Source organism: Barnesiella sp., from assembly GCF_022723415.1.
Lineage (GTDB): Bacteria > Bacteroidota > Bacteroidia > Bacteroidales > Barnesiellaceae > Barnesiella > Barnesiella intestinihominis.
Genome location: NZ_JAIJHU010000006.1, coordinates 1 through 15,187, shown reverse-complemented (window position 1 = coordinate 15,187; position 15,187 = coordinate 1). Strand labels below are relative to the sequence as shown.

Below are 15,187 nucleotides of genomic sequence, written 5' to 3'. Positions count from 1 at the left end.
TATAATATATTTCAATTATGAAAGTACAAGTAAGCAATACAAACACTCCTAATTGGCGGGATATAACTGTTAAATCACAAGTCCCGACAGATTTGAAATGCTTAGAAATATTAGCTAAAAACTTATGGTGGTCATGGAATAATGAAGCCATAAACCTTTTCAAATCGATCGATAAAGATTTATGGAAATCGGTTCATGAAAACCCCGTTTTATTCCTACAACGCATTGGTTACGAAAAGCTCGAAGAAATAACCAAAGACAAACAAATCATGCGCAACATTCAAGATGTGTATGACAAGTTCGAGAAATATCTACAAGTAGAAAAACGCAAAGACGTTCCTTCCATTTCTTATTTCAGTATGGAGTATGGATTGAGCCACGTTTTGAAAATCTATTCGGGAGGGTTAGGTATCTTAGCAGGAGACTACTTAAAAGAAGCAAGTGACAGTAATATCGATATGACAGCCGTAGGATTCCTATACCGATACGGATATTTCACTCAAACTCTGTCAATGGACGGGCAGCAAATCGCCAACTATGAAGCCCAGAATTTCAATCAACTACCCATCGAGCAATTAACCGAACAAGACGGCAAACCGATGGTTCTCGAAGTTCCCTACCCGGGACGAATCGTCTATGCCCACATTTGGAGAGTAAATGTCGGTCGAATCAAATTATACCTGCTCGACACCGACCTCGATACGAATAGCGAATGGGATCGTCCTATCACTTACCAGCTCTACGGCGGCGACTGGGAAAACCGCATGAAACAAGAATATTTGCTAGGAATCGGCGGTATCTTAATGTTGAATAAATTGGGAATCAAAACCGACCTATACCATTGTAACGAAGGCCATGCGGCATTACTGAACGTACAGAGATTGGTAGACTACGTACAAAACGACCACTTAAAATTTAACGAAGCTCTCGAAGTAGTACGGTCGTCTTCTCTTTATACCGTACACACCCCTGTTCCCGCAGGTCATGACTATTTCGATGAATCTCTTTTCGGGAAATACATGGGAGAATTTCCGGCCAAATTAGGGATAGAGTGGAAAGACCTGATGAATATGGGACGAGAAAATCCCGATACAAACGAAAAATTCTCAATGAGTGTATTCGCTTGCAATTCTTGTCAAGAAGTAAACGGGGTAAGCTGGTTGCACGGTAAAGTTTCACAGAAAATGTTCCAGCCCATTTGGAAAGGATATAGCCCCGACGAATTGCATGTCGGATATGTCACCAACGGTGTACACATGCCCACGTGGGCTGCTTCGGAATGGAAAGAATTCTATGTTAAGACTTTCGGTCCCGAATTCATGTCCCATCAATCCGATCCCAAAATGTGGGAAAAGATTTACGAAGTGGACGACGAAATCATCTGGAACATCAGACAAACTTTAAAAAATAAATTCGTTAAATTCGTCAAAGACGATTTTCGTGAAACTTGGTTGAAGAATCAAGGAGACCCTTCCCGTATTGTTTCGGTTCTCGAAAAAATCAATCCGAATGCTTTACTGATCGGTTTTGCCCGTCGTTTCGCCACTTATAAAAGAGCACACCTGTTATTCACAGACCTTGAACGACTCTCAAAAATAGTCAACAACCCCAATTATCCGGTACAATTTATCTTCTCGGGGAAAGCTCACCCCGCCGACGGAGCCGGACAGGGTTTGATAAAAAGAATTGTGGAAATTTCCCGTATGCCCGAATTCCTCGGTAAAATTATTTTCCTCGAAAATTACGACATGAAAGTCGCCAAACGGCTTATTTCCGGTGTCGATATTTGGTTAAATACCCCTACCCGTCCATTGGAAGCCTCCGGTACATCGGGCGAGAAAGCCGAAATGAACGGAGTACTCAACTTCTCCGTATTAGACGGCTGGTGGTACGAAGGATACAAAGAAGGAGCCGGCTGGGCACTTACCGATAAAAGAACTTTCCAAGACCAAAACCAACAAGATCAACTCGATGCGGCGACAATCTATTCCATGCTCGAAAATCAAATAGTACCCCTCTATTTCGCAAAAAACAGCAAAGGATATTCCCCGGAATGGATACAATACATCAAGAATTCCATCGCGAAGATTGCACCAGAGTTCACGATGGAACGCATGCTGCACGATTATATCGACCGGTTCTATCTGAAAGAAGGCAAACGTACCCGATTACTAAAAGCCGACCAATTCGCCAAAGCCAAAGAAATCGCAGCTTGGAAAGAAGAATTTGTATCCAAATGGAACGATATCGAGATCTGTTCCGTATCCATACCCGACGGATTGCTTTATAATCCGCACGTAGGTGAAGAATACGAAATGTCTGTCGTTTTGGATAATAAAGGACTGGGCAACTGTTTGGGTGTAGAACTAGTCATAGCCAATGTAGAAGAAGGTAACACCGAGCCATACAAGACACTCGAAATGGAACCGGTTCAAACCGATGGAACGAAAGTAACTTATAAAATACAATACCAACTTAACGATTCAGGGGTCTTCCGCTATTCATTCCGAATGTATCCCAAAAATCCAGACCTGCCACATCGTCAAGATTTGGCCTACGTCCGTTGGTTTTAGTCTATAAAAATAGCCGAGTACCTTTCTCGGCTATTTTTATAGTTAAACCACGTTAAGCAAGGATAAACATCAAACATTATATAGATAAGTATGTTTAATACCTAAACTACTACTCTGTATGTGGGGTGGCTCGGCACAGACTTGGTTTCAAAAACTATCGTTCTATGCCGAGCCATCTTTTTCAATCCTTCTGTTAAAATAAATCGGGCGAAATTTCTTATCTTTGCCCAAAAGCAAAAATAGGCCGAATGAGCGAACAGACTACACTATTGGAAAAGTTGGAAGGACTGCTTATCCGATTCGAAGAAATAGGAACTTTGATTACTGACCCTGCCGTTATCGGCGATATGAAAAGGTTTGTAAAACTCACCAAAGAATATCGTGACCTCGAAAAAATATCGGAGGCAGCCAAACGATACAAACAAATACTTAACGGAATAGAAGAATCTCGCCGATTACTCGAAACCGAAAACGATCCCGAAATGAGGGATATGGCAAAGGAGGAACTCGATTCTTGCACGTCACAATTGCCGCAACTCGAAGAAGAAATAAAATTACTGTTGGTTCCTGCCGACCCCGAAGATAGCAAAAATGCCATCGTAGAAATACGGGGAGGAACAGGTGGAGACGAAGCAGCCATTTTCGCGGGAGACTTATTCCGCATGTATGCTAAATATTGCGAAACCAAAGGTTGGAAAGCCGAAGTCAGCAGTTACAGCGAGGGAGCGTCCGGCGGATATAAAGAAATCATTTTCACAGTATCGGGCGATAATGTATACGGCACACTCAAATATGAATCGGGAGTACACCGAGTACAAAGAGTCCCTGCCACCGAGACACAAGGCCGCGTGCACACCTCTGCGGCAACAGTGGCTGTATTGCCCGAAGCCGAAGAATTCGATGTCGAAATAAACGAAGGAGAAATAAAATGGGATACTTTCCGGTCGAGCGGAGCCGGAGGCCAAAACGTCAATAAAGTAGAATCGGGTGTACGGTTAAGGTATATTTGGAAGAATCCCAACACCGGTGTCTCCGAAGAAATTCTTATCGAATGCACCGAAACCCGCGACCAACCTAAAAACAAAGAACGGGCACTCTCTCGTCTACGCTCGTTCATCTACGACAAAGAACACCAGAAATACATAGACGACATCGCCAGCAGGCGTAAAACAATGGTATCTACCGGAGACCGGTCGGCCAAAATCCGCACCTACAATTATCCTCAGGGACGTATCACCGACCATCGTATCAATTATACGATCTATAACTTACCTGCCTTCATGAATGGAGACATACAAGATTGTATAGACCATTTAATCGTGGCAGAGAATGCAGAACGATTAAAAGAGAGCGAACTATAATCCACATATATCATGAACAAGAAACAATTATTTGAAAATATCAAACGGAAAAAATCTTTCCTTTGCATTGGTCTGGATACCGATATGGAAAAGATACCGTCTCACTTGAAACAAGAAGAAGACCCCATTTTTGCTTTTAACAAAGCTATTATCGATGCTACGGCCGATCTTTGCGTGGCCTATAAGCCCAATCTGGCTTTTTACGAGAGCTTAGGAATGCAAGGATGGGCCGCTTTTGAAAAGACAGTAAATTATATTCGGGAAAATTACCCCGACCAATTTATCATCGCCGATGCCAAACGTGGCGACATAGGAAACACATCGGAGCTATATGCTCGTAGCTTCTTCTGCCACCTCGATTTAGATGCCGTGACCGTAGCCCCCTACATGGGAGAAGACAGCGTGAAACCCTTTCTCGGCTATCCCGACAAGTGGGTCATTCTGCTCGGACTTACTTCGAATAAAGGATCTTATGACTTCCAATTGACAGCAGATTCTTACGGCGAACGGCTATTTGAAAAAGTAATACGCACGGCTCAAAATTGGGCCTCAGACGAACAGTTGATGTTTGTCGTCGGAGCGACACAAGGAAAACTATTCGAGGACGTACGCCGTATAGCTCCGCATAATTTCCTTTTAGTTCCGGGTGTAGGAGCGCAGGGTGGAAGCCTCGAAGAAGTGGCTCGATACGGCATGAACCGCGAATGCGGTTTACTCGTCAACTCTTCCCGAAAGATCATCTATGCTGCCACAGACGAGAAATTCGCAGAAGCTGCCCGGGAAGAAGCTCTAAAAGTACAATATGAAATGGAACATCTATTGCACGCAAAGGGACTACTTTGATTTTTAGAGAAAATAGCATTTAATAGTAAAAAGATAATCGATTTTTATCTAAATTTGCCAAAGAGTAAAAGAGTTACATACTAAATATTAAACGATATGCAAACACTTGACAATTACAATTTTGCTGGTAAAAAAGCATTTGTCCGCGTAGATTTTAACGTTCCTCTCGACGAGAACTTTAATATCACCGACGACACCCGTATGGTAAAAGCATTACCTACACTGAAAAAAATATTGGCCGATGGCGGTAGCCTCATCATCGGTTCTCACTTGGGACGCCCCAAAAAAGGTCCAGAAGACAAATTCTCTTTGCGTCATATCGTTGCACATTTGAGCGAATTGCTCGGAACCGAAGTAAAATTCGTAGATGAATGTGTTGGCGATAAAGTAAAAGCAGCCGTAGCCGCATTAAAACCCGGAGAAGTTCTTCTTCTCGAAAACTTGCGTTTCCATGCCGAAGAGGAAGGAAAGCCCAGAGGATTGGCCGAAGATGCCAGCGACGAAGAAAAAGCTGCTGCTAAAAAAGCGATCAAAGCCAGCCAAAAAGAATTTACGAAAGAACTCGCCGACTTGGCAGATGTTTATGTAAACGATGCCTTCGGTACAGCACATCGTACTCATGCCTCTACGGCCTTGATGGCAGAATACTTCTCTCCCGAAAACAAAATGTTCGGATACCTCATGGGTAAAGAAGTTGCCGCCGTCGATAAAGTAATGAAAGAGATGGTTCGTCCTTTCACGGCCATTATGGGTGGTTCGAAAGTTTCTTCGAAAATCGATATTATTGAAAATCTATTGACCAAAGTAGATAACTTGATTATCGCCGGTGGTATGACCTATACTTTTACCAAAGCATTGGGCGGTAAAATCGGTAACTCCATCTGTGAAGACGACAAACTCGATTTAGCTCTCGAACTCATCAACAAGGCCAAAGCCAATCATGTAAATTTGGTTTTAGCAGTCGATGCCAAGATCGCCGACGATTTCTCGAACGATGCCAATACCGACTTCTGTGATGTCGATAAAATACCCGATGGTTGGGAAGGTATGGACATCGGTCCTAAATCCGAAGCTCTGTTCGCCGACGTAATCAAGAAATCGAAAACTATTCTGTGGAACGGTCCGACAGGAGTATTCGAATTCGATAATTTTACATCAGGTTCCCGTGCTGTTGCAGAAGCCATTGTAGAAGCAACTAAAAACGGAGCATTCTCTCTCGTAGGCGGGGGCGACTCTGTGGCTTGCGTAAATAAATTCGGATTGGCCGATAAAGTTTCATATGTATCGACCGGAGGTGGAGCTCTACTCGAAGCCATCGAAGGCAAAACTTTACCGGGTATAGCTGCCATACAAGGCTAACATGCCCATAAATATTTATAAAAAACGTCCAAATAAAATTTGGACGTTTTTTTATTACAAGTTAGCATGGACCTATTGGGGGCTCAGTCGATAATTAACGGAGATTGTTCGTGTATATTTCCCTATATGGCTAACACAGTTCTCCGTAATGCTATGGGACACGTCAGGGAAGAAAGGGATATATCCAGTATAAACACTGATACGATGGCGTTTTCAACCCCTCCGTCACTTTGTGACACCTCCCCTATATAGCTAACGCCACACCCCGTAATGCTACGAGGCACAGCAATGGAGGAGTCTAAAAATATTAGAAATGCTTTTTAACCCTCTCTCCCCCTGCCGTACTTCGCAGCAAAATATAGGGGGAGTGCCCGCAGGGCGAGGGGGTTAATACAAACAAAAACTCCACTCCCAAAAACATCACCTTTATTTGGTGATGAAGATGCAAGAAAATAGAGGGCTTCCCAATCTTTGCCTCTACATCTGTTTCTGCAACAAAGAATTATCAGACTTCCGTTCCATCAATTGCCGACGATAATCCCGTAAAGCAGTTATATCAGAAGCGTTACTATCCACCCTCTTTTCAAATAAGGAAAGTGATTTATCTACCCATTCAATAGCGACTTTATAATTATCGAACAGCTCATTATACACAGCCAAATTGGCTGCTGCCATAGCTCGGGTAGTTTCATTTTTCTGTTCTTCATAAACATATTCCCACAAATAAGAAGCCTCTTTGTATTTTTTCTGCTGCCAAAAATCATAAGCATCATCCATCGCCGGATTGGTAGATGTATAAATATAACGATTGACATTGTCTACATGAGGAATAAACAATTCTCTTACCCGTGCAGAAATTTGCCTCATCGCCTCTTGAATAAACTCAGCGGTCAGAGGCAATGAACTATGAGCATCATCTGGCGTATATCCGAAAGATTGCCAATATAACGTATCCGTAACCATTTCGGAAGAAGGTTCTATCTTGTTCGGCCAATATACACGTAAATTCAAAGTCGTGGCTACCGATAAGTCTGTAACAAAGACAGTCTCTCCGGAAGAACCTAACAAAGTGTGATCCTCCATATTTACTACCATATCGGTTTTATCGAGAGACACGACCGCTGTATTATCGGCCCCTCCCCTTACAATCGAAAGTTGATTTTCCGACAAAAGAGGATACAAACTTTTAGGCAAGGTTATAGAGTCGTCATAAAAAATTGTAATCTCAGGGAAATAATGTGCATCAGAAAGCTCTAATGCTATATATTCCGCCAAACGATAAGTCGTGCTGTCATGCGGTACGACCAACGTATATTCCTTACCCGAAATATCCTTATATTTATTCCCCTCTTTTTCGTTAGGCTCTGCCGAATTATTAACGACAGTTACCCGCACGATATCCGCCGGAAAAGTGACTTTTGCCGGTCGCCACACATCGAACGAGAGTACCGAAGCCGATCGGCATCCCGTCAGCAACACAGCAAATACCAATATACAACCCCATAACTTCTTCATATAAATCTCCTTTATGCCTTAGGTTCTATTATACAAATGTAATACTAGGCAAAGTGTTCACGAGATGAATAAAAAACATTTAAGCTATTTTAAACTATTTGCGCAATCGACGCATTAAGGCCCTCATTCCCGGCGACATATCAGTTTCACATAGAGCCTCCAATTGTTGTAACATATCTTCACCCCATTCTATCCACCGGGATAAAAATTTCAATATCGAAAAAGTCCACACTTTTTCCGATATCGTTATCTTCGGGTCAATACTCCACGAACAGACTATTTCGGCCAAATTTTCAGCAGAATGCCTATCTGGAATATACTCCTTATGTTTCAACATACTCAACATTATACGGCCATATTCTCTTCTTACCCCGTGGTGGTTGACACGACAAAAATCCGAAACGAACTTATCTTTATATCGTAAAAAACAAAGGCGGTTCGTTTCGTATATTGCAGAGATACCCCATGCTGCACGAAATGCCTCTGAACCAGATTCCCCCACAGCTATATCCATTGCTTCGGCGATACAATCCTCCTGCTGTAAAAATTCTGCAATTCGAATTTTCATATCCCTACCCGACAAAGCCGTCAAAAATGCCTTCAACTCATCGCTCCCCATACATGCCAATATTGAACAAACAAATGTAATCATTCAACTTCTCTCACACAAACAAGATCAAAAAAAACACCATTACAATCTCATAAGAAATGAATCGAAGCAATATATATATAAATCGAAAATATTAAACATATAAATTGTTTCGTATTTTTCTCTTTTATATATTTGTAGAAATTTTGAAAATCAAATCTAAATCATGAAACGCTCGGAATTTTTAAAAGTAATGGGGCTTACCGCTGTCGGTGCAGCTTTTGCTCCTTCTATTTTAGCCAACGGAAAACAGACAAACAATGTATCTCGAATCGCCACCGACATAAAAGACCTGAAAGCCAATGTAAATCGGCCGGTAACATTTCTTGTCCTTGGTGCGGGTAACAGAGGAAGCGTTTACGCCGGATATGCGAAAAAGTACCCCGATTGCATGAAAATAGTAGGAGTCGCCGATAAAAATCAATTTCGGCTAAAATCTATGGCCGAAGACCACGATGTCCCGGAAGAAAACAGATTTACCGATTGGAAAGAAGCCTTGAATAAAACAAAATTCGCAGATGCCGTTATCATTAGTCTACCCGACAATCTACATTATGATCCTTGTATGAAAGCGCTTTCGATGGGATATCACATCTTACTCGAAAAACCCATAGCACCTACTGAAAAAGAATGTACGGACATTCGAGATTTAGCGATCAAAAAAAATGCCATTGTAGGAGTCTGCCATGTATTACGATACGCACCCTATTTCATCGCTCTCAAACAAATCATCGATTCGGGTGACATAGGGCAACTGATTAGTATACAACATCTCGAACCCATACAATACGCACACATGGCGCACTCTTATGTAAGAGGCAACTGGCATAATTCAAAGGAAACCACCCCCATTATTTTGGCAAAATCCTGCCACGACCTCGACATTATCAGATGGCTGGTCGGCTCTCCATGCAAATCCATTTCGGCCTACGGCTCTTTAACCTATTTCAAGCGGAAGAATATGCCGCAAGGTGCTACCGAACGTTGTTTAGATTGTCCGCATGAAAATGAATGCCCCTATTCTGCATTAGACATTTATTTGAAAAAACGAAAACATATATATGCATTCGACCTGCCCAAAGAACGCAGCCTTCAAAACGAGGCAATACGTAAAGTGATACGGACTACCGACTACGGACGCTGCGTGTTCCAAATGGACAATGACCAATGCGACCACTACGTGACCAGCATGGAATTTGAAAATGGTGTTACAGCCAATTTCTCTATGGAGGCATTCATGGCCAAAGGAGGAAGAAGGACTCAAATAATGGGTACAAAAGGAGAAATCGTAGGTGATATGACAACATTTACCGTAACCGATTTCCGCAGTGGGAAACAGCGCATATGGGATGCCAAAGTAGAAGAAGTGAAAAGTTACGTCGGACACGGGCACGGCGGTGGAGACTTGTGTTTGGTTCGCGATTTTATAAACGCTGTCGGGAACGATAACCGCGACTATCTGTCTAGCCCCATAAGTGTTTCAGTCGAAAGCCATATTATGGGATTCAAAGCCGAAGAAAGTCGGCTGAACGATCGAAAAGTAAAAATTTAAGTTCTCAAAAACTTTTATATATAGACCATAAAAAAAGACCGAAGCCCATTTACATTCGCTTCGGTCTTTTCTTTATTATATAAATACCATCATTTCACAACCACACGAGTTACCGATGTACCACAGCGCACGACATATACACCCCTAACCGGAACCAATAACAAAGAACGTCCATTCACGGATGCAGATACGACAATCTGACCTGTCAAATTAACGACCTCGACCGGCTGTGACGTTTCACACTCGACCACAATATAACCGTTATCAGTATACACTCGATTGTGCGACTCCGGCAAATCGCAAATACCGGTAGATAAATCCACCTTCACCACATTGGAATAGTCACTTTCTTCCCCCTCTGCGGTCACAGCTTTTACTTTATAAGAATACACATACCCCGGCTCCAAGTCAACGAGCTGATACGATGTATCCGTAATTCCCGTCACAATCAGAGGCCAAACATCGCTAACAGCTTGTTTAGAAGCCATCTCAGGTAAAACTTCACCGCTATATACAACGATATTATCGAGATAAGCCCTCTTTTTTCCACTGCTCGCTGTCGACATCAGCACGATTTTACTATCGGCTGTACCACCTGTAAAAGTCATTGTGTAAGTATTCATCTTACTGGTCGAAAGAATTTCGGTCGATTGAGCATTCGACTCATCTCCTTCGACATATACCTTTATCACAACACTTTTCTCTTTGCTTCCATCGAACATAGAGGCATCGAACTGGACAGTAAATACTCCGTCGCAAGAAGATAAATCAATAGCCGGAGTACATACAGCTCCCCCATTATCCGAATTACCTAGTTTCATCTTTCCTATGTTCGGGAACAAATACTTACCACTCCAACCCGAAGTTTGGAAATAACCGTCCTTCGCATTTCCGAATGTAGTCGTTCCCGCGATATTTGTAGTCTCGTCAGCCGTGCAATTCGAGAAATCTTCCGACAGTAAAATTTCGCCACCGGCCGACGGTTGTTTTCTATCGACCTGCAACGTATAGCTGACAGCATTCTCTACCGACGACCAGTTTGCGGTAAATCCGGTTGTTGTCACATGAGTAGCGACATCGGCCACGGGAGCAACCACTGCCGGGGTTCCTCCCATAAAGTCGAACGTAATCACACCATTATCCTGTTCGATATTGGTTACAGGTTTTCCCAACTTCAATCCGGTATTTGTCTTTGCAGCTGGGCGACTGTCATCGGTAAAAGAAGTATTACCATTATAGGGATATAAGTCACCATCTTCATTATACTCGCTATATTTATTGTCAGCCGGCATAATGGTCATGCGTTGGCGGCTCGATTCGTTGTTAACCGTATTATAATCCCAAACGGACTGATCGTAATCGACTTTCACGATCATCAGCCCGGCCGATGCCATATATCGATCCCAACCTGTCTGTTGCCTATTTTCCAATGTAAAATATTGATCTTTATCGCTCGATACTATCTTATAGGCCTTCTTGCTATCGGCCAGATTTTCCAGTGTAACCGAAGAAGGAGCCGTCAGCTCTTCGATAGTTATCCAACCGCAAAACTCCCGTTCGTATGCTGTGTACCCGACCGGAACAGAACCATCGGAATAACCGTCGCCATCGGAATCAGGGCCATTATAACAGCCATAATCCATCAAACTCCACGTGCCCATTCCATAATTCGAAGTCACACCGCTCGTATCGTAAAAATCGGGGAGTCCCAACGTATGGCTATATTCATGGCAAAATGTACCGATTCCGTCCCGAGTAGTACCACTGTTCCCCAACAGCTCGGCCGAACAAGCATAAGCATCGAGATATTTACCGTCGACCGATACTCGCTTTTGCGCACCTTGATAAATATACCAAGCATGAGGCCAAATCGCATCTTCCAAAGAACCGTCTATATCCGAGGATTCTCCATATCCGGCATAAATCACATACACCAAATCGACGAATCCATCATTGTCTCTGTCATATATCGTGAAATCGACCATCGATTCGGCTTTCTTACAAGCATCGATAACCATCTCATCGGGACGTACGTCTTGCCCGGAATAATCATTAGCCCCATAATAAGCCATCGTATTGTCGAGAGTGATAGGCCCTACCACATCGAATGTCGGTTGAAAAAGTCCTCCCGATTGAGAAATAAAATAATCCCGAGCGCTACCGATGGCTCCCATATAATCATATCCTTCCTTATTCATCATCTCGTCAAAAGCCTGCTGTGTCCCCACCGAACTGAATTTCTTATCGCTGAACTGAACCAACAAGACCAAACCGTGCACATCGTCACCGGCAGTAGCCTGCGTAACCCGACGAGTTATATTGTTTTGTAGTTGTTGCTTCCGTAGATTACGACGACTAAAAAGTTTCTGTGAAATCTTCTTCTCGGACAGCGATGTTAAATACGCCTTATCCGAAACACTCCTCATCGACGAATCGCGGGCTATCACATTGCCGGCAACAACCAGTCCCGTTGCAGACAACTCGGCATAACGATAGAAACCATCTTCGCCACGTACTACCGGAATGCCATCGGAAGTAGACTTGTAATGATAAAATTCATCACCTACGGTTTTAACGGTTACAACGGTCCCGTCCGGTTGAGCGACCCTAACAAGGACAGGCTTGGCCGGTACGGCAAAAAGCGGAGATACACCCAATAAAATACCGGCGCACAATGAGATAAAATTTTTATTCATAGACAATCATGTTTATAAAAGCGAATAAAGATACTAATAAAAATAAAACAAAGAAAAAAATACGGTATTCTTAATTTATGAAAAAAGTTTTGTATTCCTCCGAATGATCAAAACACTCTTAAAAAATACAGATAGCCTTCTCTCGAAAGAATCCTAAATAAAGAACCCCGAAAAATTCGGGGTTCGCTTCTCATTACCATGCAAGTTTTTCCACTACACGACCGCTTTTCGTCTGTATTCCCACCAAATATACACCCGGAGGTAATACGAACGGTAACTCTATGTCACAAACACCACAATCCACAGCCTTATCGCAGAAAGTTTCCAGCAGTCTCCCGTTCATATCCGACAAAGTAATAACAATATCTTCTCCTTCCGATATACCTTGTATCCTTATTACTCCCGGATCAATCTTACTTATCGAAAAATCAGATCCGCATTTTACCTCTTTTATCCCATCGGGTGCTTCATGAGGGTAATAAGCCTTCAAATCCCTAAATGAAATTTTCTGATTCGGTCCCTTTATCTGTGTCGACAAGTATATCTTCATACCATTCAACACCACCGGGAAAGCCGTTACATCTAAATCGGCAAAAGACACTGTATAAACAGAATCGCTATCGGCATCCGGATTAATGATACGGCTCCAAGAACCAGTAGAACAAGAAAATTCATAGGAAATATTATTGATTAAAGCGCCCCAATTTTTCACCTGTATCGAAATCGAATCGGGTAACCCGAAGAAACGTATCGGCTTATCCAACATAATATTAGGAGCACGCCCGGTGGATAAATCGAACAACAGAGTAGTACCGTCACTCCAACCCACAGGAAGGACAGACGAATCGAAACGAATGTCGGTTATAGCAGAACTACCGGTTACAGAAAAAGAAGCTCCATCAGAAAAATGTTCATGCACCTTCTCTCCCACTCCAATTTCAACAATAACCGGTAACTGAATTTCTACATCTCCATATTTCCCTTGCAACACAGTTCGCCCGTTCGTGACACCTCTCACGACACCGTCCACTACATCACAACAATCCGTTCCCACAGATTGCCAGTCAAAAATAGCAGGATTTACCATATATTTCTTTCCGTCCGATTCGGTCTCGATCTCTATCGGATATTCTCTAATATCGTCAATATAAAGACTATCGGCACATAATTTAACCGACTTGCCGGCATTACCCATAACGACCCGTATTTTACATGCAGAGTCACCTTTCCGAGCCGTAATCGTTCCTAACATAGAAACAGCTCCCGCACAAAACTCGCCACGACTATTCACATATCCCAATTCCTCCGGTTCGCACGAATAAGTAACATCTTTAAAATCATCGTCGATAATCTCGCCATAACGGTTATGAGCCAATACCCTCAAAGGAACCACCGACAAAGGTATAGCCTGCACAGAAGGTTTAGAAAAAGAAACGAAAGAAAACGTACTGTCAACCGGAGCTAACGAAATACCTTGAAACGAATCCATCACAGCCCTCTCTTTTCCATCGGTAGGAGTATTTACCACTTCGTCACAAACAACCATAGTAGCCGATCCCCCACCGTCAAAATTAACGACATTCCAAGCTCCTTGCTCTACTAAATAATAAGCATTCTCAACCATAGAGGCCTTGTCGGCGGTAATGATAAACAATCTTTTCCCGTCTTTCGTTATCCCCACCAATGTACAAGGATAGTCTTGGAACTCACGTCCGGGAGTGACAAAATCGTTGTACTCTTTATCGTGAAGTTCTCCGTTCAATATCACGCTCGGCCAACCATGCAACGCTTGTACAACGTTTTGTGCCGGTGGAACGGATATGCCGGAATTGGGAAACGTCGTATTCACAAACCGCTGGTCGATATAAACGACATCGCCTACTTTTACTTTATCCTCGAACTGCTCCGACGCATGGTTTCTCATAAACAAAATATGACTTTTTCCATCGGGTTGTATAGGGGTATGCTCCATAGCCTCCACCCGACAAGGAGTCGAGTTACCGTTAATAATCCATTCCCCTTGCGGCGTTATTTTCACATATAAACCGTCTTCCGTAAGAGTAAGACTGCTATACGTATTGAACAATACGCAATTTCTGTATGATTGTATTCCGTATGCCGACTCGTTCACATTGTCGATCGTTATTTCTGTTTGGTCTGGACAAATTACCTTTGCCGAATATTTAGGAGGGAAAACCTCTGCCACCTTATCTTTGCTAATAGACATGACAGAACGACCATAATCGCCGTAATGACTGACAACTTCTCCGTTACGTACATTGATCCCCGCAGCCGTAGTCTGCCCCGTATAATGAAATAAATCGTGATTTACCCCGAAAAACGCCCGGTGTCCTTCATAAGAGTTACTCTTACACTGCGATGACGTTGTCTCCCGTGAGGCATCCGGAGTCTTCCCGTTAGACGGATATACCTCTACCGCATTATATTCGTTATTCAAATCCAATGTAATTTGATGTAACTGTATCGGCTTTTGTGTAAACTCGATATGAGTATACACAGCTCCGGGACCTATCGGATAATGACTTATCGTATCGGGAATACCCCACTGCGGCTTCTCAGCCTGAATGCCCAAACTAAACAATAAGAAACTAAAAGGGAACAAATAATTTTTCATATAT

At 42.8% G+C, this 15,187-nt stretch carries 9 protein-coding genes; 5 read left to right on the top strand and 4 right to left on the bottom strand.

The window, feature by feature from the left end; translation table 11 throughout:
- The first annotated feature begins 17 nt into the window (after positions 1–17).
- The 4 genes from glgP to QVD32_RS02230 all read left to right on the top strand — a co-directional run bounded on the left by glgP (position 18) and on the right by QVD32_RS02230 (position 6,136).
- Positions 18–2,573, top strand: coding sequence for an alpha-glucan family phosphorylase (gene glgP, locus QVD32_RS02245; protein ID WP_008861910.1), 2,556 nt, complete (start codon positions 18–20; stop codon positions 2,571–2,573).
- Positions 2,574–2,821: 248 nt separating this feature from the next.
- A complete protein-coding gene (gene prfA, locus QVD32_RS02240; RefSeq protein ID WP_008861909.1) occupies positions 2,822–3,934 on the top strand; it encodes a peptide chain release factor 1 in 1,113 nt (370 codons plus the stop codon).
- A gap of 12 nt (positions 3,935–3,946) precedes the next feature.
- The gene (gene pyrF, locus QVD32_RS02235) at positions 3,947–4,777 is read left to right on the top strand and encodes an orotidine-5'-phosphate decarboxylase (protein WP_021891185.1); all 831 of its coding nucleotides are present in this window, start codon (positions 3,947–3,949) and stop codon (positions 4,775–4,777) included.
- Between the two features lie 96 nt (positions 4,778–4,873).
- Positions 4,874–6,136 carry a phosphoglycerate kinase gene (locus tag QVD32_RS02230; RefSeq protein ID WP_021891184.1) on the top strand — a complete coding sequence of 421 codons (1,263 nt, stop codon included), beginning with the start codon at positions 4,874–4,876 and terminating at the stop codon, positions 6,134–6,136.
- A 477-nt stretch (positions 6,137–6,613) separates the two neighbouring features.
- Here the strand turns inward: QVD32_RS02230 and QVD32_RS02225 are convergent, their stop codons facing one another.
- Positions 6,614–7,651, bottom strand: coding sequence for a DUF6340 family protein (locus QVD32_RS02225; protein WP_021891183.1), 1,038 nt, complete (start codon positions 7,649–7,651; stop codon positions 6,614–6,616).
- A gap of 94 nt (positions 7,652–7,745) precedes the next feature.
- The gene (locus QVD32_RS02220; protein WP_147401592.1) at positions 7,746–8,303 is read right to left on the bottom strand and encodes a hypothetical protein; all 558 of its coding nucleotides are present in this window, start codon (positions 8,301–8,303) and stop codon (positions 7,746–7,748) included.
- A 163-nt stretch (positions 8,304–8,466) separates the two neighbouring features.
- Between QVD32_RS02220 and QVD32_RS02215 the strand changes: the two genes are divergently transcribed.
- A complete protein-coding gene (locus tag QVD32_RS02215) occupies positions 8,467–9,852 on the top strand; it encodes a Gfo/Idh/MocA family protein (RefSeq protein WP_021891181.1) in 1,386 nt (461 codons plus the stop codon).
- An 89-nt stretch (positions 9,853–9,941) separates the two neighbouring features.
- Here QVD32_RS02215 and QVD32_RS02210 read toward each other — a convergent pair whose 3' ends face one another.
- The gene (locus tag QVD32_RS02210) at positions 9,942–12,548 is read right to left on the bottom strand and encodes a M6 family metalloprotease domain-containing protein (protein ID WP_021891180.1); all 2,607 of its coding nucleotides are present in this window, start codon (positions 12,546–12,548) and stop codon (positions 9,942–9,944) included.
- A gap of 193 nt (positions 12,549–12,741) precedes the next feature.
- The coding region (locus tag QVD32_RS02205) for a phosphodiester glycosidase family protein (RefSeq protein ID WP_287710093.1) at positions 12,742–15,187 on the bottom strand (2,446 nt) is incomplete at its 5' end.